Annotated in this window: 28 protein-coding genes; 11 read left to right on the forward strand and 17 right to left on the reverse strand. The window is 63.7% G+C overall.

Translation table 11 applies throughout. The features are described 5' to 3' along the window. Window positions 1-41 precede the first annotated feature (41 nt). Window positions 42-599, forward strand: a complete 558-nt coding sequence (locus FDP28_RS12245) for a hypothetical protein (protein WP_144661717.1) — start codon at window positions 42-44, stop codon at window positions 597-599. 3 nt (window positions 600-602) lie between these two features. Continuing rightward, window positions 603-1,190: a TetR/AcrR family transcriptional regulator gene (locus FDP28_RS12250; protein ID WP_144661718.1), complete on the forward strand. Its 588-nt coding sequence runs from the start codon at window positions 603-605 to the stop codon at window positions 1,188-1,190. A gap of 107 nt (window positions 1,191-1,297) precedes the next feature. Here FDP28_RS12250 and FDP28_RS12255 read toward each other — a convergent pair whose 3' ends face one another. From FDP28_RS12255 to FDP28_RS12275, 5 genes are all read right to left on the reverse strand, one after another. After that, window positions 1,298-1,576: an HPr family phosphocarrier protein gene (locus FDP28_RS12255; RefSeq protein ID WP_144661719.1), complete on the reverse strand. Its 279-nt coding sequence runs from the start codon at window positions 1,574-1,576 to the stop codon at window positions 1,298-1,300. Between the two features lie 39 nt (window positions 1,577-1,615). Beyond that, on the reverse strand, window positions 1,616-3,652 hold the full coding sequence (locus FDP28_RS12260) for a PTS fructose transporter subunit IIABC (RefSeq protein WP_144661720.1): 2,037 nt from the start codon (window positions 3,650-3,652) through the stop codon (window positions 1,616-1,618). A gap of 2 nt (window positions 3,653-3,654) precedes the next feature. Further along, window positions 3,655-4,641 (reverse strand): 1-phosphofructokinase family hexose kinase, encoded by a 987-nt coding sequence (locus tag FDP28_RS12265; protein ID WP_144661721.1) that lies wholly within the window; start codon window positions 4,639-4,641, stop codon window positions 3,655-3,657. Next, window positions 4,638-5,429, reverse strand: a complete 792-nt coding sequence (locus FDP28_RS12270; protein ID WP_144661722.1) for a DeoR/GlpR family DNA-binding transcription regulator — start codon at window positions 5,427-5,429, stop codon at window positions 4,638-4,640. The genes FDP28_RS12265 and FDP28_RS12270 overlap by 4 nt, the downstream gene beginning before the upstream one ends. A 718-nt stretch (window positions 5,430-6,147) precedes the next feature. Then, window positions 6,148-6,480 carry a hypothetical protein gene (locus FDP28_RS12275; protein WP_260842453.1) on the reverse strand — a complete coding sequence of 111 codons (333 nt, stop codon included), beginning with the start codon at window positions 6,478-6,480 and terminating at the stop codon, window positions 6,148-6,150. Between the two features lie 276 nt (window positions 6,481-6,756). Between FDP28_RS12275 and FDP28_RS12280 the strand changes: the two genes are divergently transcribed. The 3 genes from FDP28_RS12280 (at window position 6,757) to FDP28_RS12290 (ending at window position 9,377) form a co-directional block, all read left to right on the forward strand. Further along, window positions 6,757-7,530, forward strand: a complete 774-nt coding sequence (locus tag FDP28_RS12280) for a GAF and ANTAR domain-containing protein (protein ID WP_144661724.1) — start codon at window positions 6,757-6,759, stop codon at window positions 7,528-7,530. A 261-nt stretch (window positions 7,531-7,791) separates the two neighbouring features. Continuing rightward, entirely contained in the window at window positions 7,792-8,202 is a 411-nt protein-coding gene (locus tag FDP28_RS12285) for a hypothetical protein (RefSeq protein ID WP_260842454.1), read from the forward strand. Between the two features lie 32 nt (window positions 8,203-8,234). Then, window positions 8,235-9,377 carry a glutamate--cysteine ligase 2 gene (locus FDP28_RS12290; RefSeq protein ID WP_186313617.1) on the forward strand — a complete coding sequence of 381 codons (1,143 nt, stop codon included), beginning with the start codon at window positions 8,235-8,237 and terminating at the stop codon, window positions 9,375-9,377. Window positions 9,378-9,448: 71 nt separating this feature from the next. On the opposite strand, the gene FDP28_RS12295 is transcribed toward FDP28_RS12290, so the two are convergent. Both FDP28_RS12295 and FDP28_RS12300 read right to left on the reverse strand, forming a co-directional pair. Further along, entirely contained in the window at window positions 9,449-9,850 is a 402-nt protein-coding gene (locus tag FDP28_RS12295; RefSeq protein WP_026267320.1) for a VOC family protein, read from the reverse strand. 10 nt (window positions 9,851-9,860) lie between these two features. Then, entirely contained in the window at window positions 9,861-10,310 is a 450-nt protein-coding gene (locus tag FDP28_RS12300) for a helix-turn-helix transcriptional regulator (RefSeq protein ID WP_144661727.1), read from the reverse strand. A gap of 26 nt (window positions 10,311-10,336) precedes the next feature. Between FDP28_RS12300 and FDP28_RS12305 the strand changes: the two genes are divergently transcribed. The 4 genes from FDP28_RS12305 to FDP28_RS12320 all read left to right on the forward strand — a co-directional run bounded on the left by FDP28_RS12305 (window position 10,337) and on the right by FDP28_RS12320 (window position 15,282). Next, window positions 10,337-10,954, forward strand: a complete 618-nt coding sequence (locus FDP28_RS12305; protein WP_144661728.1) for an alpha/beta hydrolase — start codon at window positions 10,337-10,339, stop codon at window positions 10,952-10,954. Window positions 10,955-11,157: 203 nt separating this feature from the next. After that, the gene (locus FDP28_RS12310) at window positions 11,158-12,156 is read left to right on the forward strand and encodes a LacI family DNA-binding transcriptional regulator (protein ID WP_260842456.1); all 999 of its coding nucleotides are present in this window, start codon (window positions 11,158-11,160) and stop codon (window positions 12,154-12,156) included. Window positions 12,157-12,164: 8 nt separating this feature from the next. Beyond that, window positions 12,165-12,896 (forward strand): HAD family hydrolase, encoded by a 732-nt coding sequence (locus FDP28_RS12315; RefSeq protein WP_144661730.1) that lies wholly within the window; start codon window positions 12,165-12,167, stop codon window positions 12,894-12,896. A gap of 31 nt (window positions 12,897-12,927) precedes the next feature. After that, window positions 12,928-15,282 (forward strand): glycoside hydrolase family 65 protein, encoded by a 2,355-nt coding sequence (locus tag FDP28_RS12320; protein WP_144661731.1) that lies wholly within the window; start codon window positions 12,928-12,930, stop codon window positions 15,280-15,282. A 5-nt stretch (window positions 15,283-15,287) separates the two neighbouring features. On the opposite strand, the gene FDP28_RS12325 is transcribed toward FDP28_RS12320, so the two are convergent. Continuing rightward, window positions 15,288-15,479, reverse strand: a complete 192-nt coding sequence (locus tag FDP28_RS12325) for a YegP family protein (RefSeq protein WP_144661732.1) — start codon at window positions 15,477-15,479, stop codon at window positions 15,288-15,290. Next, window positions 15,480-15,857 carry a hypothetical protein gene (locus FDP28_RS12330; protein WP_144661733.1) on the reverse strand — a complete coding sequence of 126 codons (378 nt, stop codon included), beginning with the start codon at window positions 15,855-15,857 and terminating at the stop codon, window positions 15,480-15,482. Window positions 15,858-16,002: 145 nt separating this feature from the next. Between FDP28_RS12330 and FDP28_RS12335 the strand changes: the two genes are divergently transcribed. Next, window positions 16,003-16,755, forward strand: coding sequence for a class I SAM-dependent methyltransferase (locus FDP28_RS12335; RefSeq protein ID WP_144661734.1), 753 nt, complete (start codon window positions 16,003-16,005; stop codon window positions 16,753-16,755). Window positions 16,756-16,779: 24 nt separating this feature from the next. Here FDP28_RS12335 and FDP28_RS12340 read toward each other — a convergent pair whose 3' ends face one another. Next, the gene (locus FDP28_RS12340; RefSeq protein ID WP_144661735.1) at window positions 16,780-18,141 is read right to left on the reverse strand and encodes an HNH endonuclease; all 1,362 of its coding nucleotides are present in this window, start codon (window positions 18,139-18,141) and stop codon (window positions 16,780-16,782) included. 72 nt (window positions 18,142-18,213) lie between these two features. After that, a complete protein-coding gene (locus tag FDP28_RS12345) occupies window positions 18,214-19,005 on the reverse strand; it encodes a tryptophan-rich sensory protein (RefSeq protein WP_144661736.1) in 792 nt (263 codons plus the stop codon). Between the two features lie 111 nt (window positions 19,006-19,116). On the opposite strand from FDP28_RS12345, the gene FDP28_RS12350 reads away from it, so the two are divergent. Beyond that, window positions 19,117-19,638, forward strand: a complete 522-nt coding sequence (locus FDP28_RS12350) for a MarR family winged helix-turn-helix transcriptional regulator (protein WP_186313618.1) — start codon at window positions 19,117-19,119, stop codon at window positions 19,636-19,638. On the opposite strand, the gene FDP28_RS12355 is transcribed toward FDP28_RS12350, so the two are convergent. Genes FDP28_RS12355 through idi form a run of 6 tightly spaced genes read right to left on the reverse strand, consistent with a single transcriptional unit; the run spans window position 19,633 to window position 25,393 of the window. Next, a complete protein-coding gene (locus tag FDP28_RS12355) occupies window positions 19,633-20,850 on the reverse strand; it encodes a prenyltransferase (protein WP_144661738.1) in 1,218 nt (405 codons plus the stop codon). The two genes, FDP28_RS12350 and FDP28_RS12355, sit on opposite strands and share 6 nt — an antisense overlap. Further along, window positions 20,847-21,197 carry a lycopene cyclase domain-containing protein gene (locus FDP28_RS12360; protein ID WP_144661739.1) on the reverse strand — a complete coding sequence of 117 codons (351 nt, stop codon included), beginning with the start codon at window positions 21,195-21,197 and terminating at the stop codon, window positions 20,847-20,849. The genes FDP28_RS12355 and FDP28_RS12360 overlap by 4 nt, the downstream gene beginning before the upstream one ends. Then, window positions 21,197-22,846: a phytoene desaturase family protein gene (crtI, locus tag FDP28_RS12365; RefSeq protein ID WP_144661740.1), complete on the reverse strand. Its 1,650-nt coding sequence runs from the start codon at window positions 22,844-22,846 to the stop codon at window positions 21,197-21,199. Before crtI ends, FDP28_RS12360 begins: the two co-directional genes overlap by 1 nt. After that, window positions 22,843-23,748, reverse strand: a complete 906-nt coding sequence (locus FDP28_RS12370; protein WP_144661741.1) for a phytoene/squalene synthase family protein — start codon at window positions 23,746-23,748, stop codon at window positions 22,843-22,845. Before FDP28_RS12370 ends, crtI begins: the two co-directional genes overlap by 4 nt. Beyond that, on the reverse strand, window positions 23,745-24,842 hold the full coding sequence (locus FDP28_RS12375; protein ID WP_144661742.1) for a polyprenyl synthetase family protein: 1,098 nt from the start codon (window positions 24,840-24,842) through the stop codon (window positions 23,745-23,747). Before FDP28_RS12375 ends, FDP28_RS12370 begins: the two co-directional genes overlap by 4 nt. After that, the gene (gene idi, locus FDP28_RS12380) at window positions 24,839-25,393 is read right to left on the reverse strand and encodes an isopentenyl-diphosphate Delta-isomerase (RefSeq protein WP_144661743.1); all 555 of its coding nucleotides are present in this window, start codon (window positions 25,391-25,393) and stop codon (window positions 24,839-24,841) included. The genes FDP28_RS12375 and idi overlap by 4 nt, the downstream gene beginning before the upstream one ends. Between the last annotated feature and the right edge of the window lie 45 nt (window positions 25,394-25,438).

Here is a 25,438-nt window from a genome sequence, read left to right on the forward strand (position 1 = left end):
TACTAATAAAATTCATGGACATGGTGTTTGGGGGGCCTTAAATGATTCTGCTGGCGATTGTGCTGTGTGAGGTTGCGTTCTGGGTGGCCATCGTCGCCGGGCTCGCTACCCGCTATCTGCTGCGGCGTCCCCGCCTGGGCGGAGCCCTCCTGATCCTTGCTCCGGTCATCGATGCGGTCCTGCTTGCGTTGGTCGCCGTCGATCTTCTCGGCGGTGGAACGGCGTCCTGGCATCACGGACTTGCCGCGATCTATATCGGCGTCTCCATCGCCTACGGCAAACGTATGGTGGCCTGGGCCGATGCGTATTTCCAGCAACGGTTTGCAGGCGGACCAGTGCCGGAGCGGCTCACAGGAAGCGGCTACACGGTCAAGTGCTGGCGGGACGTGCTTCTTACAGCACTTGCGGTGGCGATTGCCGCCGGGACCCTGGGTGCGATCATCCTGCTGGTCAACGACCCCGAACGAACCGCAGCCCTCTCGGAGTTCTTCCGCATCCTGGGCATCATCTTTGCCATCGACTTCCTGTGGGCCGTGAGCTATACGATCTGGCCGAAAAAGGCCCCCCGCGCCCTGCCCGCTGCTACTGGACAGCACTGATCCATGCCCCGGAGAATCGACGCAGAGGCACGCAGCGCAGCAATCGCGGAAGCTTCTTTACGCGTCCTGGAACGTGAGGGTCTTTCGGGGCTTTCCGTGCGCGGGGTGGCAGCGGAAGCGGGCATCGCAGCGGCTTCGCTACGGCGTGCGTTTGCCACGCAACACGCCCTGCGGGAGTTCTGCCTGCAACTCATTGAGGACCGGGTCACCGCCCGAATCGCCGCCCTTGAGCTCACTGGCCGGGCGCTGGTCGATGGCTTGCTCCTGCAATTGCTTCCTCTCGACAAGGAACGGCGGCTGGAACTCGTGGCGCAGGTCCAGCTTGGTGTCCTGTCACTAACGGATAGTGGACTGCGTCCTGCCGCGGTCAGGCTCAGCGACGGAGTGGACCGCGTGTGCCACGTTGCCGTCCAGCTCCTGGCCGAAGCGGGACAATTCAACCAGGGGCGCGACCCCGACTATGAGGCCCAGCGCTTGCGTGCGCTCCTGGATGGAATCGCGATGCATGGATTGTGGAGCGGTGAACTCCCGGAGGCGGGTCCGATGCTTCGGGTGCTCTCGCGCCATCTCGACGAGCTCGCGGGTCCCTAGCACTTCAACAAGGACACGCAAAAGTACTTCGGACATGCAAAGAGCCTGGCGGCACCCATCTCCGGTGCCGCCAGGCTCTTTTCGTATCGCTGAGGGTTTGGGTGTCCCTACTCGGCGTCGTGGTCCGTTTCCAGGATCTTCACCAGGCTGTCCAGTGCTTCGTCCGCACCGTCGCCTTCGGCGCGAAGCACCACCACGTCACCGTGGGAAGCACCCAGGCTCATGAGGGACAGGATGCTGGCCGCGTCCATGGCGTCGTCGGCCGGCTCTCCCTGGCGGGCGATGGTGACGTCGATATCCAGGTCTCCCGCTGCTTCGGCGAAGATGGCTGCCGGACGGGCGTGGAGGCCGACGCGGCTTGCGATGGTGGCTGTACGTTCGGGCATTGGTGCTCCTTTGTGGTGGTGGGTGGCTTCGTGGGAAGTCTAGACGCTGACGGTTGCCGGGGTGGCTTCCGCTTCAACCGGCTTCTTCACGGCCCAGCGCTTGAGGGCGATGACCAGCAGTGCGGTGATGACTACGCCAACGGCGATGGAGAGGAAGAACAGCAGGAAGTTGTCGATCGCGAAGAAGACAAACAGGCCGCCGTGGGGTGCCTTGGACGTAACTCCGAAGGCCATGGACAGTGCACCCGTTACGGCGCCGCCCACCATGCTGGCAGGGATGACGCGCAGGGGGTCGGCTGCGGCGAACGGAATGGCGCCTTCGGAGATGAACGAGGCACCCAGGAGCCAGGCCGCCTTGCCGTTTTCGCGCTCGGCAAGGGAGAACAGCTTCTTGTCCAGCACGGTGGCGAGTGCCATGGCCAGCGGCGGAACCATGCCTGCTGCCATGACGGCTGCCATGATCTGCCACGGAGCCTGGTTGGAGACGCTCGCGGCGCCAAGGCCGGCAACAGCAAAGGCGTAAGCGACCTTGTTGACCGGACCGCCGAGGTCGAAGCACATCATGAGACCCAGGATGATGCCGAGGACGATTGCTCCCGCGCCGGTGAGACTGGAGAGGCCGGCATTGAGGGCGTTGGTGAGTGCCACGATGGGGGCGCCCAGGATCAGGAACATCAAACCGGAGGCAACCAGGGACGCCAGCAGCGGAATGATCACCACGGGCATCAGGCCGCGAAGCCAGCGTGGGACATCGAGCTTGCCGATCTGGTAGGCGACGTAGCCTGCCAGGAGACCGCCGACAATACCGCCCAGGAAGCCTGCGCCCATGAACCCTGACACCGCACCGGCCACGAAGCCGGGCGCGATACCGGGACGGTCCGCGATGGCGTACGCGATGTAGCCGGCCAGCGCCGGAACGAGGAACCCGAGGGAGAGGGCGCCGATCTTGAACAGGACAGCGCCGAGGTAGGCGCCCAGCGGGCCCCAAGCGTTGTCCGGGAACTCGGTGGGCAGGTTGAAGATGCTGTTCTCGACAACGATCTTGTCCGCAAAGCTGGTGATCAGGTAGCCGCCCATCAGGAAGCCCAGGGCGATCAGGAGACCACCACCGGCCACGAACGGAATCATGTAGCTGACACCGGTGAGGAGGGCGCGCTTGAGCTTCTGGCCGATGTGCTCACCCTTTTCCTCTTCGGCACGCTCTGCCTGCTCTTCGGCACCGAAGTGTGGGACGCGGCGCGCATGCGGGTCCTCGGCGGCGGCAAGGGCCTCCTGGACCATCTTGGCGGGCTCGTCGATGCCACGCTTGACCGGCGCGTTGATCACCGGCTTGCCGGCGAAGCGCTCCTTGCCGCGGACGTCGACGTCGACGGCGAAAATCACCGCGTCCGCTGCCGCAATCACGGCCGGGTCCAGAGGCTTGGCGCCGGAGGAGCCCTGCGTTTCGACCTGCAGGTCAACGCCCATTTCCTGTGCTGCGGCAACCAGGGAATCAGCTGCCATATAGGTGTGCGCAATACCGGTGGGGCAAGCGGTCACTGCCACGATGCGCTTGGGTGCGGCAGCCGCCGTCGTGCTCGCTGCGGGAGCCGCTTCAGGGGCAGGTGCCGCGTGCGCAGCGGGCTTGTCCGCCAAGGCGCCATCTACCAGCTCCACGATCTCCTGTTCGGATGATGCTGCGCGCAGCGCTGCCGTGAAGTCCTTTTTGATGAGGGAACGGGCCAGCTTGGAGAGCAGCTTCAGGTGCTCCTGGTCCGCGCCGTCCGGGGCTGCGATGAAGAAGATGAGGTCCGCCGGACCGTCCTTGGCGCCGAAATCCACCTTGTGCGACAAGCGGGCCATGGCCAGGGCGGGCTCAGCTACAGCGGCGGAGCGGCAGTGCGGGATGGCGATGCCACCGGGGACGCCGGTAGCGGTCTTCTGCTCGCGGGCGAAGGCGTCGGCGAACAGGCCTTCGACCTCGGTGGCACGGCCAGCGGCGGCAACTTTGCCGGCCAGGACGCGGATGACGTCGGCAGGGGAGTCGCCCAGGTTCTGGTCGAGGGTGACCAATTGGGGTGTGATCAGCTGGGTCACTGTTAGTCCTTCTGGAGGGCCGTGATGGTTACGGCGTCGGGGGTTGTCTGGTGGACTGCCGGGACAGTGGAGCCCGGCAGCGAAGCGGCAGCGGCACCATGTGCCACGGCTTGACGAAGGCAGTCCTGTGCGGAACCGCCCTGGGTTGCGGCCAGCAGGTAGCCGGCCAGGGAGGAATCCCCGGCGCCTACAGTGCTGACCGCTTTGATTGGCGGATGCGTGGCAAGCCACGCTCCGTCTGCGGTCACCAGGACTGCGCCCTTTGACCCCAGAGTTGCGAGAACGGCACCCACACCGCTGGCGACGACGGCGGCAGCAGCTTCGGCGGCTTTGGCCGGGTCTGCTTCCAGTTGCTCAGCTGTGGAGACGTTCGTGAAACCGGCAGCGGCGGCAAGCTCTGCGAGCTCTTCCGCGTTCGGCTTGAGGAGGTCCGGCTTTCCCAGGGCATCGCCCTCCAGGGCCGCCGCCAGCGGGGCTCCGGAGGAGTCGATGGCGATGCCGGGAGCGGCCGTTCCATCCGCGGCCGACCGGAGCCGGCGTGCGATTGTGGCGTAGAAGTCCGCAGGTACTCCTGGTGGGAGTGAGCCTGCGAGAACAACCCAGCTGGCACCACGGGAGCGCTCCAGCAACAGCCCGATCAGGGCCTCCTGCTGTTCACCGCTCAGCTCCGGGCCGGGTTCGTTGATCTTGGTGGTGACGCCATCCGGTTCGGTGAGCGTGACATTGCTGCGCAGCGCCTGACCGATGGGCAGGGCCGCAAACGGCACGCCGCCGTCGTGCAGTCCGGCGAGGACGGGATCAGCATCCGCGCCCGGCAGGACTGCCAGCGTTTCGAGGCCGGAGGCCACGAGTGCCCGCGACACGTTGACGCCCTTTCCACCGGATTCCTGGTGGACGGCGACGGCGCGTTGCACCTCGCCGCGGGCCAGTGCGCCGGGGAGTTCGACGGTGCGGTCCAGGCTGGGGTTGGCCGTGAGGGTGACGATCATGCGACCACCACGTCTACGCCGGCGTCGGCCAAAGCCGCCGAGAGTTCAGCCGAGGGCTGCTGGTCAGTAATCAAGGTGTCAACATCCTTCAAGGTGGCGAACTGGACCAGGGTTTCGGCATCCAGCTTGGACGAGTCGGCCAGGGCCACAACGCGGCGGGCTGACTTGACGAAGGCCGCCTTAACGGCGGCTTCCTCGGGGTCGGGCGTGCTCAGCCCGAAGACGGGGTGGATCCCGTTGGTGCCTACGAACGCGATGTCCGGCCGGAGCCTGTAGGCGGCTTCCACTGTGGACTGCCCGACGGCGGCCTGGGTCAGTCCGCGGACACGACCCCCGAGGATCTGGAGCGCGACGCCCTGAGTTGAGGAGAGCTTGCCGGCAATGGGGATGGCGTGGGTGATCACCACCAGCTCTTCCGTGCTGTTGGCCGAAGGGGTCCGCTGGGCCAGCAGTTCGGCGAGGGTCTCCGTCGTGGAGCCGGCGTCAAGGAGGATGCTGCCCGTGGTGGGTTCGGGAATCAGGGCGAGGGCGGCGCTTGCGATGCGGAGCTTTTCGGCCTGGCGCTGTACCGCTCGCTCGAGGATGCTTTCCTCACGGGTGCTGAGGCGGTCGGAGGGCACGGCGCCGCCGTGGACCCTCCGGAGGTTTCCGGAGACTTCAAGGGCTGCGAGATCGCGGCGGATGGTCTCAGTGGTGATGCTGAAACGATCGGCGAGGTCGGTGACGCTCACCCGTCCGCGCTCTGCGACGAGTGCGGAGATCAGTTGTTGGCGTTCTTCAGCGAACACTTACCCTCCATTGCGGTAAAGCCGGATTTTCGATGCAGCCACTTGCGTGATTGCTGTCACAACGATGTGGAATTGATTGACTCTATCTTTGTTTGTGTTGGTAAGTCAATAAAAACCAACATAAACACAGATTGCTGCTGCGGTGCGCAACGGTATCAGGGCATGAAAAAGGGCATGTCGCGCTCCCTGTAGCGCGACATGCCCTCGTATCGGATCCTGACTGGGGGAATTCTGCCGGGATCCGGTCCTTGGGGTGCGAACCGTCCTAGGTGGACGGCGGGTTCCCCGGTCCTGGGCCGCCCGGCCTTGCGGGCGGCGGGACAGCCGGGTCCGGGGTGGGTTCCGGGACGGGCGGCGGGCCTGGTTCAGGCAAAGGAACCGGCTCGGGAGTCGGCCCGGGTCCGCGAGGCGGGGTGGGTTGGCCCGGGTCCGGAAAACCGCTCTCCATCAAGCACTCTTTTTCCGGGGCAAGTGGGCCGGCCTGAGACTTTCCGGGGCGCTGGACGGGTACCGGCTGGAGTCCCATCCGGAGCTCCTGTAGTCGATGGGCAGGTTGTCCGGATCCGGAGGATCGGGCAGCTTGTGCCTGCCGGACTGTCCATGCCGGCCAAGGCTCCGCGCCTTGCTGGATGATTCCCTCTTATGTGATTCCGCGTGCATGCTGTCCCTTTCGGTAGCTCCAGAACTACTGCTGCTCTCCATGGCCGCACCGTTGCGGTCAGTCGGGAATTTCCATCCGGAAGCCGCAATGGCATCCAAGGATTCGCGTGTTGATGAGGACCTCGTACATCCGCAGCTGGCCCCCGGGCTTCAACACCAAAGGGGTTTGTATCCTCCGAAGTTCGCAACTGCTGGTCTTCATGGGTTCGCCGCAGTGAAGATACTGACCGCCGAACTGAAGTACGCCTTGGGTGATGCCGGGCCGGTTGAGTACTGCAGCTACCCGTTGGACCGAGGCAATCTGCTGGTAGGAGTACCGGCAGGCGTGACACTCATATGCCACGTCCACCATGTTGGGCGCCGGTGGATAGTGGGATTGGATCGAATTCACCAAAAGATGCTTGTCCGTATTGCACCGGGCGCACCAAAGGGGCTCGTCAGGCGGTTGGTGGGCTTCGTCCGGAACTCTGGACGCTGGCTGGGCCGGCATGGGTCTGTACCTCGGCATCAAAAATGCGGGTAGCCCGTCTGCATGAGCCGTAAAGCCTGTCCTGGGAATGCGGGACTGTAGGTAGATTGTGCACATAGGTGCACCGCATATGCAAGGATTCTGATGTCATTCCCTGAAGGGGTGACGGGGAGCTTCCCCCCGATCGTAAACTAAGGCATGGACGAAATGAACGTTGAATTGGCGCTGCCTGAACCGGCCTCGGCGCCCGACGATGTTTCGGTACCTGAACGGCTTCAGGACCTGGTTATTGACAGCGAGGATGTCGGTGGATTCCTCGGAGATCTCGCTGTGTTTTCAGCCGCGGCAGTATCGGCAGCCGTAGGCCTGAACGTGCATTGCGGCATTACCCTGAGCCGGCGGAGGCGTACGGCCACAGTGGCGGGCAGTACCCATGAAGCCAGGCTGATCGACGAAGTCCAGCAGACATTCGGCGATGGTCCCTGCCTCGAGGCGATGCGGACGCACTCCACCGTGCATGTGCCCGATACGTCCACCGAGTTGCGTTGGCCGGACTACTGCAAGGTCATCGCGGACCGTGGCCATCTTTCCGCCCTCTGCGTTCCCTTGGAGCTGGATGAAGGAGCTACGGCCGCCCTGAACTTTTTCGCTCCGCAGGCCGGCGCCTTCAGTGATGCCATCATCAAGGACTGCGAGCTGTACGCCAGCCAGGCGGAGCGCTCGTTGCGCCTCGCTGTCCGGATCGGTGTGAAGCAGCAGCACGCCGACGACCTCAAGGACGCGATGCAATCGCGGACCGTTATCGACCTGGCCTGCGGCATTATCATGGGGCAAAACCGCTGCACCCAGGACGAGGCGTTCCAGATCCTCAAGAAGGCTTCCAGCAGCCGGAACCAGAAGCTGCGCGACGTTGCCGAGGGGCTTGTTAAGAACGTGGCCAAGGAGTCGCCGGTCGCCCATTTCGAGCCTTGATGCCCTTCGCTCCGCAGGCCCTTGGCCATTCCGTGACTTGTGACCCGCGCCACTGGTGAACTACATTTTAGGTGGGTTAAGCAGATAGCCTTTGGAGCCTCATGACGTGGTGCCATCCCGAATGGCCCAAAAACTGCACTCTCAGCCGAGGTCACTATCGACCGGCTGGCAGCTTCGACGCATGCTGGCTCCTTGTAGTAGCAAAGGAGAACGGCAATGACGCTTGGATCCCTTCCTGTCCCTAAACCTTCACAAGGGTCGATGACTGTGCCCCCTGTGACCGAAGCGCGGCCGTGGTGCACAGTATGCGCCACGGATTCCTACATTTTCGTGGAGACGGTGGTGGAGTCAGAACCACACCAGTCGGAAGTGGTCGACGTCAGCTACACCTGCAGCGAATGCGATACGTTCTATGCCCACCCCGTCCGCTTGGCGACGCTGGTGCCGGCAATTCAACAGGAGTTTCTTTCCACCGCCGCAGCAGGGCTGTGGTTCAGCTGCACCCACTGCGGCGATCCCATGACACTGGGCCGGCCTGCTGAACGCGTGATTGAGGCTCCCCGGAGCACGGACGATCCTGAAGGTCCGAATCTTCTTGAGGTGTACTTGCAGACCCAGGTGCTGCACTGCCGTTGCGGTTTCCAAATGGAGGTTCCACGCCACATTGGATAACCGCCGCTTCTGAATAATCCAGGGTGGGAGGGGTGATCGTGCGTACGTTTGGGGTGGAGGAGGAACTGCTGATCGCCGATCCTTCGGACGGTATGCCCTTGGCCATGGCGGCGGAGATCCTGGACGTGGCAGCGGCACAGAACGGGGATGCCACGGATGATGCCGCGTCGCTGAAATCAGAATTCAAGCAGGAGCAAATCGAAGTCAACTCCCGCCCGTGCCGCACGGCGGGAGAACTCAGGGCTGAGATCCGTGCCGGACGATCCTTGTCCGACAAGGCAGCAAGAACGCTGGGCGCAAGGGTGGCGGCCTTGGCCACCCCGCCTGTTTTTCATGCGACACCCACTACGGGAAACAAGCGGTACGCGGCCATGGGCACGGAATTTGGCCTGATTTCACGCGAGCAACTCACATGTGGCTTCCACGTCCACGTGTCCATCGAGTCAGCTGAGGAGGGCGTTGCGGTCCTGGACCGCATGCGCCACTGGCTGCCCGTCCTGCTGGCGTTGAGCGCCAATTCGCCCTTCTGGATGGGAGCAGACACCGGCTTCGCGAGCTACCGCACCCAGATCTGGAACCGCTGGCCCACTGCCGGCCCCATGGATGTCTTCGGCTCGGGCGATGGTTACCGGAACGTGCTTGAGTCGCTCCTGGGTACCGGCGTTCCCATGGACGAGGGCATGATCTACTTCGATGCCCGCTTGTCCCGGGGCCATCCCACCGTTGAGCTCAGGATCGCCGACGTGTGCCTTTACGCCGAGGACGCGCTCACTCTGGCTGTCATCGCGCGTGCATTGGTGGAGACTTCGGCGGCTGAGTGGCGGCGCGGCGAGCCGCCGTCGAGCGTTTTGACCCATGTGATCCGCATGGCCAACTGGAAAGCCAGCCGCTTCGGCATCAACCGCGAGCTCCTGCACCCGCTGGAGCAGACCCCCGTTGCCGCTCCGGAGGTTGCCGGCGCGTTGCTGCGCCACATCAGGCCGGCACTGACCAAAGCCGGGGACCTGGCTGCCGCCCGGGCCGGCGTGGCCACCATCCTCCGCCGCGGTTCAGGTGAGCGGCTGCAGCGCCAGGCCTATGCGCGCCGCAAGCGGCTGTCCGACGTCGTGTCCGCCGCGATCGCGTCCACACACCAGGACGGGGAACTTTCCGACGCCGGCCTGCTGAGCCTTTGACGACGAAAAGGTTCGACGACGGCGGCCCCGTGAGCCGCCGTCGTCGAACCTTTTAATTCGGGTCGGGGCGGTTAGCCCTGGTTGATGCGGATCATATTGCCGGAGGGATCGCGGAACGCGCAGTCGCGCGGTCCCCACGGCTGGTCGATGGGCTCTTGGAGGACTTCTGCTCCGGAGGCACGGAGCTTTTCGAACGTGGCGTCGAGGTCGTCCGTGCTGAACACGAGCATCGGCATGACGCCTTTGGTGAGCAGTTCCTGGATGGCGTCGCCGTCGGCCTGCGAACGGCCCGCGTGCGGCGGGGAGAGGACCAGTTCGAGGTCCGGCTGGGCGTCGCTGCCCAAGGTCACCCAGCGCTGCCCGTCGGAACCGACATCGTTACGGACCTCCAGGCCAAGGGCGTCGCGGTAGAAGGCTAGCGACTCATCGACGTCGTTGACAGTGACGTGTGCGTACTTCAATGAAATGTTCATGAATCCCACGCTATTGCAGCTGTGACGTGGGCGCTTCTTCGATCCTGCTCAGGTTGTTGCTGCCTTTTCTGTCCGGGCGTGTGTGTTGCTTTGCGATGCAGTTGGGCATGGCCTTGACCGCTTGGTGCTCCCGGGCACGGTACTCGCTGGGTGTGATTCCCACGATTTCGGTAAAGCGGCTGCTGAAGGAACCCAAGGACGTACAGCCCACCTCCATGCAGGCGTCGGTCACGCTGGTTCCCGCGCGCAGGAGGGCCATGGCCCGCTCGATCCGCCGCGTCATCAGGTAGTTGTAGGGCGATTCCCCGTAGGCGGCCTTGAATTGGCGGGAGAAGTGCGCCGGGGACATGAGGGCGCCGGCCGCCATGGTGGGCACATCCAAAGGACGCGCGTACTCGCGGTCTATGAAATCGCGGGCGCGCCGCAGATGGGCCAGGTTGGCCAATTCCTGCGGAGTCATGGCGTCAGTCTACTAGGCTCATGCCCATGGATTCAGTGGTCTGGTCAAAGCCCGAAAACCAGCGCAAAGGCACCCCGCTGCTTGTGATGCTTCATGGTTACGGCACCAGTGAACAGCGCATGGTCGACCTTTTTGACCGCCTGCCGTCGGCTTTCACCTGTGCTGCTCTGCGCGGACCGAAAGCTATAGGTGACCACTACGGCTGGTTCCTGCTGGACTACTTCCTCACCAACGACTTTGCCGACGTGATCACGTCCACCAACGCAGTGTTCGACTGGATCAATTCCGTGAAGGACAACCACAGCAGCGTCAGCTTGCTGGGCTATTCGCAGGGCATGGCCATGGCCAGCACCCTGCTGCGTCTGCGTCCCGAGTCCTTTAAGGCCACCGTGGGTTTGTCCGGGTTCGTCCTGGACAATGACCTCCTGGCCCTGAGTGAGTCGTTCGACACTCCGCCGCCGTTCTTCTGGGGAAGGGACAAGGCGGACCCTGTCATCAATGAGGACGCAATCGCCCATACGGAGGAGTGGTTGAACGCGAATACGGCCCTGACGGCGCGGACCTACCCAGGGATGGGGCACAGGATCGAGCCGGCGGAACTCGTAGATGTCAGTGCGTTCCTCAAGTTCTACGTGCTGGGTTAGCAACGGATTAGAAGGGATTCCCGCCCCGTAATCAAACCCATGGTGAGATTCGCGTCACATTTTTGCATTCAGCCGCACTCTATTGAATGACAAAATTGTAAGCGCTTACACTTTTGGCTGTTGTCCCGCTTCGGGACGTATGCCAAGGCGTCAGGCGGGAATGGAAAGGGTTGAGGCCGTGTTGCATGGTTAGGACTGACAGGGTGACAATCCAGGACGTGGCCGTCCTGTCCGGTTTGTCGATTTGCACCGTGTCCCGGGCACTCAGGAAGCTCCCCAACGTTTCCGAAAAGGCCCAGTTGAGGGTGGCCGAAGCCGCAAGCAAACTAGGCTACAAAGCCTCGGCTGCTGCCTCCAGGTTGGCCGGCGGAAGTACAGGTTCCGTAGCCATCGTTGCACCCACCGCCACGTCATGGTTCTTCGCCCAAACCGTGGAAGCCGCGGAGGAAGTCCTGGGTGACAGCGGGTACGACACGGTCCTGATCAGCCTCCGGAACAAAGACAGTGTCCGCAGGCAGTTCTTCGGGAACCTGGAAAACCTCGCCCAAAGGGTGGACGGGCTGCTGTTGCTCAATATTGACCCCGACCCCGAAGAGATGGAAGCGTTGGAAGCCTGCGGAGTGGCGGTGGCCAGCGTAGGCATGCGAAATGTTCCGTGGGACAATGTAGGTATCGATGACGAACACGCGGCCTGGCAGGCAACCCAACACCTGCTGGACCTGGGCCATTGGGATCTGGCGGTTCTCTCGAGTGCTGAACCCGTTCTGAACGACGTCCCAAGATTCCGTGGCTTCCGCCGTGCGCTGGATGAACACCACCTCACCGTCCACCCGGACCTTGTGGTCTCCTGTGATCCCAGCATCGACGACGGACGACGCGCCATGGCTGAGCTCATCACGCGTGGTGCCCGGCCCACAGCGGTGTTCGCCCATTGCGACGAGGCTGCGTTCGGCGCCATGACCGCGCTTCGCGAGTACGGTTTGTCCGTGCCTAAGAATGTGTCCGTGATCGGGATAGACAACCATCCCATGAGCGGGTTCCTCGGCCTCAGCACCGTGGCGCAACCGGTCGCCGACCAAGGCGCCTTCGCAGCGAACCTGCTGTGTGAACGACTCCTGAATAACGAACCCTCCCATCAACCCTCGAACCACTTGCTCGATACCAAGCTCATCGAACGCAAAACCACGCGCCACAAGCGCTGAACGGAACCATGCACATGACTGATCTTCGTAATGCCTGGACAGGCGCCTCAGCCCTTTTGTTCGACCTCGACGGCGTGCTGACGCCCACTGCAGTAGTGCACGAGCAAGCGTGGCAGGAACTGTTCGACGGCTACCTGTCCGGAATCGGGCACCTTGATGGCTACCAGGAGAGCGACTACTTCGACCACATCGACGGCAAGCCACGCTTCGATGGCGTCCGGGACTTCCTGGCCTCCCGTGGCATCACGCTGCCGGAAGGTCCAATCGACGACGCGCCCACGAACCAGACGGTCCAGGGCCTGGGTAACCGCAAGAACGCGATCTTCAATGAGATCGTGGACACCCGAGGCGTCGAGCCGTACGAAGGATCCGTCAAATTCATCAACGCGGCCCTGGAGCGGGGACTCAAAGTCGCCGTTGTTTCCTCCTCCCGGAACGCCCCGGCGGTGCTGAAGGCCGCTGGATTGGACCACCACTTCGAGGTGGTCGTCGACGGCCAAGTGGCCGCCGCCGTCGGACTTCCCGGCAAACCGGACCCCGCCACCTATGTTTACGCCGCCGGGCTCCTTGGGCTGCCTGTGGAGGAATGCATCGTGGTGGAAGACGCCGTGTCCGGGGTGCAGGCCGGCGCGGGGGCTCCGTTTCATGCCGTGATCGGCGTGGACCGCGGAGCAGGCCGGCAAACCCTGCTGGACGCAGGCGCCACGCTCGTGGTCGATGACCTCTACGAACTTCTCTGACCCTACTTTTTTCGAAGGATTTCAACCGCCCATGGCACTCATCAGCTCCGATCGGCTGCGTTTCCCCTGCGAGCCCTGGAAGCTTGTGGAAAACATCCACGTTCCCGGTGACGAGGGAACTTTGGAAACGCTGTTTGCGCTTGGCAACGGCCATCTTGGCATCCGTGGTTCACATTCCACGGCCGGAGACGGGGAACTTCCCGGCACGTTCATCAATGGCTTCCATGAAATCTGGGACATCAAGCACGCCGAGAACGCCTACGGCTTTGCCAGGACGGGCCAGCGGATCGTCTACGTTCCGGATGCCAACAACTTCACGGTTTCCATCGACGGCGAAGCCCTGAGCCTGGCCGAGTCCACGGTGCTGGACTACCACCGCAGCGTGGACTTCTCCACGGGCGTTTACGAGGAACGCATCGTGTGGTCCTGCCGCTCGGGGGCTACGGTCACCACTGTTGAGCGCCGCGCTGTTGGGTTCGATTCCCGCGGGTGTCTTGGCCTGGAACTGTCCTTGTCCGCGGACCGCGACGTGTCCGCTGACATCACCTCCGGCGTCGTAAACCGCCAGGACCAGCCTGTGGAGGACCACTCGGTCCACGACCCGCGGCGTTCCGGCCGGCACGCGGGCCGGGTACTTCTCCCACTTCACCTGCACGGCGCCGATGGTTCGCTGCGCCTTGCCTGGGAAACCTCAGAGTCCCGCCAGCGCGTAGCCATGGCTGTCGACCACTGGATTTCTGCCGAGGGTCAGCCGTTCGAGACGCTGGTGGCCGAGGACGAATCATCCGTCCGTTATGTCTTGGCCATCCACGACGGCGACACTTTCCGTCTCGAGAAGTCGGTCAGTTACGTTGTGGCCGGCTCTTCTGACGCGGAAGACCGGGGCGAAAGCCTGGCCGCGGACGCAGAAGCCAACTTGGTGCCGTTCCCGGAGATCCTTGCGCAGAGCAAGGCACATTACGACGAGTACTGGACCACGGCCGATGTCTCGATCGGCGGTCAGCCGGAGATGCAGCAGGCAGTTCGATGGAGCCTCTTCCAACTCGCGCAGGCCACCGCCCGTGCCGGAGTGGCCGGCATTCCCGCAAAGGGCGTGAGCGGTTCAGGCTATGAAGGCCACTATTTCTGGGATCAGGAGGTCTACCTCCTGCCTTACCTGACGTACACCAACCCGTGTGGTGCCAGGAAGGTCCTCGAATCACGGCATGCGATGCTTCCGGATGCCAGAGTTCGTGCCAAGGAACTCAGTGTGGACGGCGCGTTGTTCCCGTGGCGCACCATCAACGGTCTGGAAGCCAGCGCCTACTATGCGGCCGGCACAGCACAGTTCCACATTGCCGCAGCCATCGCTTTTGCTGCCAACCGTTACCAGTGGGCCAGCGGCGATGTGACATTCAGCGCAGAGCTCGGTGCCGACCTGTTGATCGAGACCGCCCGCATGTGGGCTTCCTTGGGCTTTTTCGGCAAGGACGGCATGTTCCACATCCACGGCGTCACCGGGCCCGACGAATACACGGCTGTGGTCAACGACAACCTCTACACCAACGTCATGGCGCGCTTTAACCTCCGGGCGGCTGCCGCACTGGAGCATGAGGGCATCGCCGAAACCGAGCGCATGGTCTGGAGGCAGGCCGCCGAACGGATGTCGCTTCCCTATGATCCCCACCTTCAAGTGTTCAGCCAGGACAACGACTTCATGACGCTGGAACCTTGGGACTGGAACACGCCCAAGTCCAAGTACCCGCTGCTGCTGAACTTCCACCCGTTGGTGATCTACCGGCACCAGGTCCTCAAGCAGGCTGACACGGTGCTGGCGATGTTCCTTCAGTGGCAGGACTTCACCGCCGAGGAAAAGCAGCGCGCCTTCGACTTCTACGATCCCATCACCACAGGGGACTCCACTCTGTCCGCGTGTGTCCAGGGAATCATGGCAGCCGAGGTTGGCTACGGCGATGTTGCTCTGAAGCACTTCACCGAGGCATTGTTCATCGACCTCGACAACTCCCACGGCAACACCATCGATGGCGTCCACATTGCCTCCACTGGCGGCATTTGGAGTTCCCTGGTGTGCGGTTTCGCCGGTATGCGCGACCAAGGCGATGTCCTGCGTTTCGACCCCCGGCTGCCCGCTGAATGGGAGGGGCTGTCTTTTAAGCTCAAAGTCCAGGGACGACTGCTCGCCGTGGACCTGGCGCAAGGGTCCATTGGACTCACCCTCGTGGGAGGACCCGGTTACAGTGACCAGCCGCTGCTGTTGAAGGTGCGGGACTCCGACGTCACCGTCGGTGCGGAGACCGTCACTGTGGCGCTGGACGATGTTCCGGTGCCTCCGCCGTCGATCTTCCCCAGCGTCTTCCCGACGGCGGGACTTCCGATCATCCGTTAGTCGCCTTACGAGGCCCGCGAGGTGTGGTCCTCAATCAGGCCGCTCGCCGCGATCTCCCGCAGCGAGTAGATGGCCTTGGCTGCTGACTTCCGGTCCCGGAAGCAGACGGAGAGGGCAAGTTCCGTCCCGTCATCATCGACGAGCCGGACACGGCAATCTCCGTCTGCTTCTTCGAACAATTCGAAGTGCCCGGCCACCTAGGCGACCCCCTTGCGGGCGGCAGCCGCCGCTGCTTCTTTTGCCGGCGGCTGCGTGTGGTCTTCCTGGGTTCGTCGCCGGTCCAACTCGCTGTTGATCAATTCCAGGAGCGCTTGGGCTGGTTCGGAAAGGTGGTGGGTGTCCGGGGAGCCCAGCTGGTCGCAATGGAGGAGCACGTGGCGGATCCGCTCAAGTTCGCGTGAAGGTACCAAGGGCCAGCGGTGAAACAGTTGCCTCACGGCCAAGGCCCCCAGCAGGGCGTCGGGTTTGTTGGCTGCGCTGTGCCTTCCCTGGGGAACTGCTGCTCTTCGTCGAGCTACAGAAGCGGCTGCCCCATGAATTTGCACAATGGTGGCTTTGGGGGGATTGGGGGCCATCAGGACCTCCCTGTTTGAAGCGAAGGAAGCCGGCTGCGTGACTTAAATGTAGCTTACAGAATGTGAGTTATGTCATGTCAATCGTTACGCCAGGTTGCCGGCATCATGGATTACCCTACGGCGCCGAACCTGCAATAGTGGCAGGATGACCGACCAGCAGGAGTTGTGGGACGAGGAAACCGCCCAACGCTACGACACTCCGGGAGAGGGCATGTTCTCCCCGGCAGTTCTAGGTCCTACCGTGCAGTTCCTGTCAGAACTTGCGGGCGGGGGTGCCGCCGTCGAGTTTGCCATAGGTACCGGTCGGGTGGCCGTGCCTCTCTCCGAAGCCGGTGTCGCGGTGAGCGGCATCGAACTTTCCCATGCCATGATCCGGCGCCTTCGAACGAAAGTGGACCATCAAACCATCCCCGTGGTCCAAGGTGACATGGCAGAGGCGCGGATCTCGGGGGGATTCACGCTGGCTTATCTGGTGTTCAACACCATTGCGAATCTACTGACCCAAGAGGAGCAAGTCCGTTGCTTCCAGAACGCGGCACGGCATCTGGCACCCGGTGGCTGCTTGGTTATTGAGCTTTGGGTGCCGCAGCTGCGCTCGCTGCCGCAGGGACACAAAGCAACGGTGGAAGTGAGCCAGCCAGGGTACCTGTTGGTGGATACCTATGACGTTCTTCGCCAGCACGTTGTCTCGCACCACGTCCAGTTCGAGGAAGACCTTTCCAGCCGGGTGGCGCGGATAGGCCGGACGCCGCACCGCTATATCTGGCCCAGCGAATTGGACCTCATGGCCAGGTTAGCGGGGTTCCACTTGGAAGCCCGTTGGGCGGACTGGGACCGGAGCGAATTTACGGCTGAATCGCGCAGCCATGTATCGGTGTACCGGCTTAATGATCGCTGAAGCCAGGGCGGACCTGCCGGGTTCTTAGACGCGTGAGAGGTCCCGACTGTCTTCCGCATCGCGCTGGTGGCCGGGCAGTGGTGGGGCTGTGGACTGGTAGTCGTGCCCGGTGGGGGTTTGGAGTGTAAGGGTGTGGCGGGTGTTCGTGCCTGGTTCGCCGGGGGTGGTGGTCCAGCCGGGGATTTCTTTGCTGTGGTTGCAGGCTTCGCATAGCCCGGCGCCGTTTTCCAAGGTGGTGGGTCCGCCCTGGTGCCAAGGGATGATGTGGTCGGTGTGGCGGATGGGCGCGTCGCAGTAAGGGGTCCGGCAGGTGTGGTCGCGGGTTTCGATGAAGCGTCTGAGCCTCGGTGGGAAGAGCCTGGCTTTGGAGTCGGTGCTGATCAGGTCCCCGGTGGCCGGTGCCGTGTAGAGCCGGCGCAGCCACAGACTGTACTCAGAGTCCACTGCGGGCTTTTCCCCTCCCGCCGTCGCCTGGGCGGGGTTTGTCAGTTCCCTTGCCCACTGGGCCGGGACGATGCCATAGCCCTGGAGTCGGGCCGGTTCACTGTCGCCTTGGAACAACGTACGGTCGGTCATGACGAGCTGAAGCTCAACCCCGTTGATTCCGCCGGCTTTGCCGGTCAGACGCTCAACGAGAGTGTCGGCCATGACCTGGCCACGGGAACGTTCCACGGCACCGGGCCGCGACCGGGCCGTGTCCGCAGCCTTGGACAAGGCCGCAAACACCGCCACGCCTTGCGCCACCGGAAGCAGCGCGGTCAGGACGGTCATGGTGTCCGGGGCGGGCCGCAGGCTTACCGTCCGGTCCGACACGGCGCGGCCCGCGCGTTGAGCGACAGTCCGTGGGTCCCGCCGGTACGCGGCGGCCCTCGCGGCGGCGACAATGACCTTATCCCCGGCTCCTTCGAACGTCCCGGTGTCAGCTGCAAGTTCGGCATCGACGCCGGCACGGTCCTCGACCGAAAGACACGCTGTCTCGCGCGCCAGCAACGTGGCCCGCCACTCACTCAACTGACCCGACTCCAGGGCAGCCATGGTGTGCGGCATCTCCGCCACCAACGCCTTGGCCAACCCGAACAGCCGGGCACCGCGGTTCGGGGACTCCCGGCGCGCCAACGCCACCTCCGCCCCGACGCCCCGGCCCTGCTCCGCCGCGGGAACACCCCGCGCGGCCTCGCTGGCGCGCTGGGCCGTATCAAAAGCAACAGCCACCCTTGCCTGCAACCCACAGATCGCAGACTTCAAAGCCTCCAACTCTCGAAGCTGGGCTATCAGCTCCCCGGTATCGGCGCTCAAGGGAAACGAACCGATGGCAACGATGCAATCAGCTACACGAGAAAAGGGCGCGCCAGTTCTTTTCGTCTGCCCGAGGTGTATCTGCTCCATGCCCCAACTCTTCCAACCAACAACAGCGCCCAAAAGGCACCAATTGCCCTATGTGGAAAAGCCAGCCAATCCCTAGGCCGCAGCCAACACCACCCGCGCCCGCACCGTGATCGCAGCACCCAGGACCAAGGCGGCAGCGACGGCAGCCGCGATCGCCGTCGGGAATGACTCGGGGGCGTCGGAGCTGCGGCCAACGGTGATCCACACCAGACCCCATGCGATGGCAGCGGCCAATGCGAGCCTGCCGTGGCCTTTGACGGCCAAAGCCACACCAATCACCGCCACCACCACCAGCACGGCGACCGACCACACCTCGGGCCGCAGGCCAAAGCCGGAGAAACCAAAGGCCTTCAACGCCGCCGCAATATTGGCGCAAACGGCCACACTGGTCCAGCCGAGGTAGAGCCCCAGGGTTCCGTCCACCACCACAGCTTCAACCCACGAGTAAGAGCGCGTCTGGCTGTACCGCAGAAAGGCCAGGACCAACGACACCAGAAGGGCCAGAATCACCAGAACGCTGACAAGAAGCCAACCAGCTTGGACGGACAGGATCCACGCGGCGTTAAGGATCATGGACGCGGCAACGACCCAGCCCAGGGCCCGCTGCCGGGAATTTGAGCGCTGCGATGGCAGCCACTGCCACACGGTGTACCCAATGAGCCCTGCGTACACCACGGACCAGATCGAGAAGGCGGGCGTAGCCGGTGCGAGAAGGGTGGAGTCGGCTGCCAAGGCGCCGCCTGCGGCCTGCGCAATGGGCGTCCCACCAAAGACGCCGACGCCGATCATCGAGCCAACGATGCAGACAACCAGGCTGGCTGTCACAGTGATTTGCCGCCTGATATCAGGGCTTCCGGTTGCCATGTGATGAGCCTCTTTCCTTCTCGGATGTGCGGTTTCATGCATTCACGGGGTCCGTGACTTACTATCAAATTGCTAGTGAAGCGAGCTTTACGCTTATCGAAGGAACATCGGATGGATACGGACGGCCACGCAAGGGGCTATTGGTACGGAAAAGACCCTGGACAGAAGGCCATCGCCATCGATGTCCTGAACGCACTGAGGGATTACCGGGCCTCCGAACAAGCGATGCGCCGCCGGACACGTTCCTCCATGGGGATGGGCGAGAAAGACTTGCTGGCACTGCGGTACCTGTTTGAGGCAGAAGCTGCCGGCAAGGTAATGAAGCCGAAGGACTTGGGAGACAAGCTCGGGATAACGTCGGCATCCATGACAACGTTGATCGACCGGTTGGTGGAGTCAGGCCATATCCGGCGGGAGCCGCACCCCACGGACCGCCGTGCACTGATTCTGAAGGCGACGCCGGGGTCGGACCAGGAAGTGCGCCACACCTTGGGCGGGATGCACCGCCGGATGCTCGAAGCTGCCTCTGCCCTGAGCCCCGACGAGTCCCGGGTCGTGGTGGACTTCCTCCTGCATATGCGGGAGGCGATGGACACCATTGATGAGGATCCCGAGGAGCTGGCCGGCTCATGACGTGAGGCTCCAGTGCAGGATCAGGATGAGCGTCACGAGGAATCCTGAACCGTAGTTGAGCCAGATGAACCGCCGCCATGCGGTGTTGGTGCGCGCCGCCGTCGTGTCCGTCACGTTCCAGTACGGCGCGCAGTTGACGATGTACGGTACGGCGATGACCGCCGCCAGCGGCCCGGGCCACGGGGTCGCCAGCATGGCCAGGCCGGCTACCAGCCACAGCACGACGGCGAGCCGCACCGTTCGGCGGGCACCGATGACTGTCGCTATGGATCCGATGCCGGCCTGCCGGTCGGGTTCGATGTCCTGGACGGCGCCGAAAGCATGTGCAGCCATTCCCCACAGGAAAAACGCGGCCAGCAGGATGATGAGTCCGGGCGTCACCTCGGCGCCGGCCATCGCAAGGCCGACGACGGCGGGACTTACGAAGTGCGTACTGGACGTTACTGAGTCCAAGACCGGGCGTTCCTTGAAGCGGAGTCCGGCAATGGAGTATGCCACCACCGCGAAAGCGCTGACCAGCAACGGCAGCCACGCGGACGGGCCTCCCGCGAGCGCAAGCACCAGCAGGAACGGAATGTTGGTGATGGCGGCGAGCCACAGCATGGGCCGGTGGAGCCGTGGTTGGAGCAGGGCGCCTTCGATGCCGCCTTTGCGTGGGTTTTTCAGGTCGGATTCGTAGTCGAAGACGTCGTTGATGCCGTACATGGCCAGGTTGTACGGGATCAGGAAGTAGAGCGTTCCCACCACCAGAACCCAGTCGATCTCGCGGGTGGTCAGCAGCATGGCCGCGGCGAACGGATAGGCCGTGTTGATCCAGCTGACGGGGCGTGATGCGAGCAGCGCCTGGGGAATGAGGCCCTTGAGCCCGGGCTCCCCGTGACGGCGCTCGCTGCCGCCGCGCGTGCGTCGTCGGGTCAGCCACATCCATAGGCCAGGGAGTGCCACCACGCCGGCCAGCGGATAGGCAAAGTCCTCAACAGGTGCCAGGCCCACCGTGACACCCAGGAGGTGGGAGGTGTCGTAGTGGAAGAGCTCCATGCCGATCATGACGGAGTCGAACACCGCAGTCAGGACAGCGAGTGCCGCGAAAGCCAGGCCCACGGCTTGCCAATGCCGCCGGGATTCACCGCGGCGCGACGCCTGAGCGGCGAAAGCCACCCCGGCCACTACTGCCGCGGCCACGAAGAGGAGTGCGAGCCAAAGGTAGGTCATGCGTTTTCACGCTCCCTCTCGCGACGCTTCCCCGGCACAGGGGACAGGAGCCGCCGGGCACCGGTGTACAGCACCATGGTGCACAGGGTCAGGAAGAGCAGAAATACGGGTTCCTCGATGGGCAGCTCCGGAGCAAGCAGGATACCCGTGGCGATGTTCCCTTCTCCGCGGAGGAAGATCCCCAGCCCGATGCCGGCCGCGTCCCAGCCAAGGAAAAACAACAGCCCGACGGCGGTTACGGTCGCCGCTGCTTTTGCGTCGTGCCAGAAAAACAGCCGGAATCTGTGGTCGAGCAGCAGCATGCAGGTGATGCCGAGCAACAACGAAACCAGGTAAAGGACACCCATCAGCCAATCCTGCTGGCTACGGGCCTCACGCTGACAGGGCCGGTGCTGTGGTCTCCGCGGATTCTTTTCAGGACCAGCTCGGCACTGATCAGGCACATGGGTACGCCGACGCCCGGAGCGGTAGTGGCTCCCGCGTAGTAGAGCCCTTGCACGCGCTTCGAGGCATTCTGTGCCCGGAACATGGCGCTTTGTCCCAGGGTGTGTGCCGGTCCCAGCATGCCGCCGCGCCAGGAGTTGTAGTCCCGGGCAAAGTCGGCTGGACCGATCGTGTGCCGGACAACGATCCGTTCGCGAAGGTCGGGGATGTTGGCCCACTCGGCGATCTGCCCGATGGCGGCGTCGGCGGTTCGTTCGATGAGGATGTCGCCGGTTCCGTCCGGGCCGCCGGAACCGAGTGCCGGATCGGCTGGGACCGGGACCAGGACAAAGAGATTCTCATGGCCGGCGGGAGCCACCGCGGAATCTGTGGCGCTGGGTTTGCAGACGTAAATCGACGCAGGATCGGGAATGCTGGTTTCCGCTCCGAAGATGGAAGCGAAGTTCGCTTCCCAATCCCGGGTGAAGAACAGTGAATGGTGCGGCAGTTCCGGGAGTTTGCCCTTGACTCCCAGCATCACCAGGACGGCGCCCGGTCCGCTGGTGCGCCGCTGCCACCAGGAATTGGGGTAGCTGCGGTCCCGCACGCCCAGAAGCTGGGTTTCGGTGTGGTGCAGGTCGGCGCCGGAGACCACCAGGTCCGCCACGCTGTAGTGCTCATTCCCCGAGGTATCGCGCCACGCCACCCCGGTCACTTCGCGGTGGTCCTTGCCGGAGAGGGCCACGGGAAGCTTCACGCCGTCAAAACGGCCCACTTTCTTGGTCCTCGTGGTTTCGCGGGTGGTGATCTTGAGGGCTTCGGCACCGGTGTGGATCCGGACGCCTGCCTGGAGAGCCAGGGCCTCAAGGCGGTTGACGAGTTCCCGGAAACCTCCCATGGGGTACTGCACGCCGTCACCCAGGTCCAAGGCACTCATGAGGTGGTACATTGCCGGCGCGTCGGAGGGGCTGGTGCCCAGGAAAACGGCCGGGTAGCCCAGTACTTGCCGCAGGACCGGATGCTCGAAGCGATGGGCCACGTACTTGTCCAAGGGAGTCAGGAGTAGTTGCGCCAGTTTGGGCAGGCTCCGCAGCACCTCGGGCTGGAGCAGGGCTTGGAGCTTGGTGAAAGGGTTGTAGAGGAAAAAGCGCTCGGCCATCTCTGTGGTGTGCCCTGCCGATGCCAGGTAGGCGGAGAGCTCCTTGGCGCTTCCAGGCTCCACTTTTTCGAACGTCGCCAGAACCTGTTCGCTGCCCAAGGGGACGGTCAACGGCTCCGGCCGGCCGTCGTCGTCCGGTTCGCTGAAGACGCGGTAGGCGGGATTGAGGGTGTGCAGGTCCAGCTGTTCGGCGGTGCTGGTGCCCAGGAGCTCGAAGAAGTGGTCGAAAACCCCCGGCATGAGGTACCAGGAGGGGCCGGTATCGAAGCGGAAACCGTTGCGTTCCAGGCTTCCGGCCCGGCCGCCCACTTCGCTGCGCTGCTCCAGGAGTTGGACCTCGTGTCCTTCGTGGGCGAGCAATGCGGCGGTGGCAAGCCCAGCGATGCCACCGCCGATCACGACTGTCCGTTTCATCGGTGCAGCTCCATCCAGGTTGAGGCGACGGCCCGTGCGGCGAGACCGGCTTTTACCGCGTCGGGGACACGGACCCGTGAACGGTAGAGCTCGTCCACGGTGGTCTGTTCGATCTTGTCGGTCAGGGCAGTGAACAGCGAAAGGGCGCTGCGGACAGCTGCCCGGGCGTCACGTGGCAGGAGCGGGATGACGGCATTGGCATCGGCCAGCTGGGCCCTGATGGTGCGCACCCATTCCATGCGGTCCTGGTCCTCCAGATGCTCCGAGGTGCCCAGGTAGTTCCGGCCGAGGCGGGTGGTGTCATCGGCCAGGTCACGAAGGAAATTGATGTTCTGGAAAGCAGCCCCCAGGCGGCTTGCGCCGTACTGCAGCGCCGCGGCGTCGCCGTCGTCGATGTTTTCATCCCGTATGAACACGCGCAGGCACATCAGGCCCACCACTTCGGCGGAACCGTGGACGTAACCTTGGTGCGCATCGGCGTCGAAGCGCAGGGGAGCGGCGGGGGCGGAAGAGCGCTCGCCGAGGTCGGTGCGCATCGATTCGAAGAACGGATCGATCAGGGAACCGTCGATCCGGGCCGTCCGGGCGGTCTGTGCGAACGCATGGATGATGAGGTCGCTGCTGTAGCCAAGTTTCACGGCGCGGTGGGTCTCGTCAATGAAGCGCGACAGTGCGTCGCATTGTTCCTGGTAACTGAGTCCCGCCTCGGCAGTGACGCCGTCGACGAGTTCGTCGGCAACACGCACCAGGGCGTAGATGTTGCGCACATGTTGGCGGTGCCGCGGCCCCAGCAGTTTGCAGGCGAGGCCGAACGATGTGGAGTAGGCCGCAATAACCTGGTTGGCGGCCCGCTCGGCAGTCCGGGTGAAATGGCTAAAAGAGGTGTCCATGGTGACGCTCATGACTGCCGTCCTTCCAGTTGCCCGGCAAGATCCAGCAAGACCCGGCACACGCCCGGCGGAATGGTGTTGTCCAGGAGGTCGGTAAAGGCCTGCATCTGTTCCCGGATGAGTCCGTTGACGAAGCTCTCGGCCCCGCAGTCGGCCAGTTGGCGGCGGACACGCTCGCACTCGGCGCCATTGAGTTCGGGCCTGCCGAAGAATGGTTCAATCTCCACCCACGACGCAGTGGTGCGGGCATGGGCGATGATCGCGGTTTCCTTGCCCTCGCGCAGATCGGAAAAGGGATCCTTGCCGTGCCGGAGGGGATCCCCGAACGTGGACAGGAGGTCGTCCTGGAGCTGGAACGCCAGGCCCAGATGGCGGCCGGCGGTTGCGAGCGCATTTTCGACGGCGAAATCGGCACCTGCCAGCGCTGCGGCGGCCCGCAAGGGAAGCTCGAAGGTGTAGGTGGCCGTCTTGTAGCCGCACATGACGAGGATGGTTTCGAGCTGGGGGTCGATGATGCCGTCACCCAGGCCGACGTCCAGCTGCTCACCGGCCACGGTTTCGTTGATGGTGTGTTCCAGGAGGTCCAGTAGGCGCAACCTGAGCGTGTGGGGGAGGTCTGCCCTGGCGAAGGCTTGGTGGGTGGCCGCGAGGAGCATGTCCCCCATGAGGATGCCGCCGGTTTGGGCCCAGTGGAGGTCGCTGCCTTCACGGGTTCCCTCGACGCTGTTTCGGGGAAGAGCCTGGGCTTCTGCGAGGAGGGAGCCGATGAGGTTGGGGTGTCCGCGCCGGACGAGGTCTCCGTCGATCACGTCGTCGTGCAGCAGGAAGGAGTAGTGGAGGAGTTCGATCGCGGCCGCAATGCTGATCGCGGTTTCGCGGTGGTTGGTCCCGGGTTGCCGAAGGGCGTCAAAAGTTTCCATCAACAGCAGCGGGCGGACGAATTTCCCACCCAGGACGTTGTTGCCGGCCAGTTCCCAGAGCCTGGTGAAGTGGGGGCCATAGGCGGTGGCTGCGCTGGCGCGCTTTCGAATGAGGCCACTTAACTCATTTTCGATCGCGGTGCACAGCTCGGTGCGGCTGCGTAAAGCGCCGGAGGTGACGGTCATGCTTTTGCTCCGGTCCCGGGCTGGAGTACCCGTGCCTCAAGGAGTTGCGGGAACTGCAGGCCAAGCCATGGACTGAAGACAGACGGGCTTCGCTGCAGGGACTTGGCCACCAATGCCGGGGACATCCAGGCCCAGTCGGCCACTTCGGCAGGGTTGGGATTCACCTCGCCGCCGATCCTGGCGATGTAGACCGGGCAGATTTCGTTCTCCACAATGCCCGTGGGGTCGACGGCCCTGTATCGGAAGTGGGGCAGGGCGAGTTCAATCCTGTTGGCATCCACTCCCAGTTCGAAGCGTGCACGGCGCGTCACCGCGTCCAGGGGATCTTCGCCTGGGCCGGGGTGGCCGCAGAAGCTGTTGGTCCAGATTCCGGGCCAGGTCTTCTTTTCCGGCGAACGGCGGGTCAGGAGGATCTCGCCGTCGTCGTTGAGGAGGTAGCAGGAAAACGCGAGGTGGAGCGGCGTTTCCCGGGTGTGCACCCGGGCTTTGGGGGCCTCGCCGATGGGCCTGCCGGCGTCGTCAAGGAGGACCACCATCTCTGTCGCGTTCATCCTGCGCCTTCCTCCCGATGCTGATATTGCTAGACAAGCTAGAAG

The sequence above is a fragment of the Paenarthrobacter nicotinovorans genome, from assembly GCF_007670255.1.
GTDB classification, from domain to species: domain Bacteria; phylum Actinomycetota; class Actinomycetes; order Actinomycetales; family Micrococcaceae; genus Arthrobacter; species Arthrobacter nicotinovorans_B.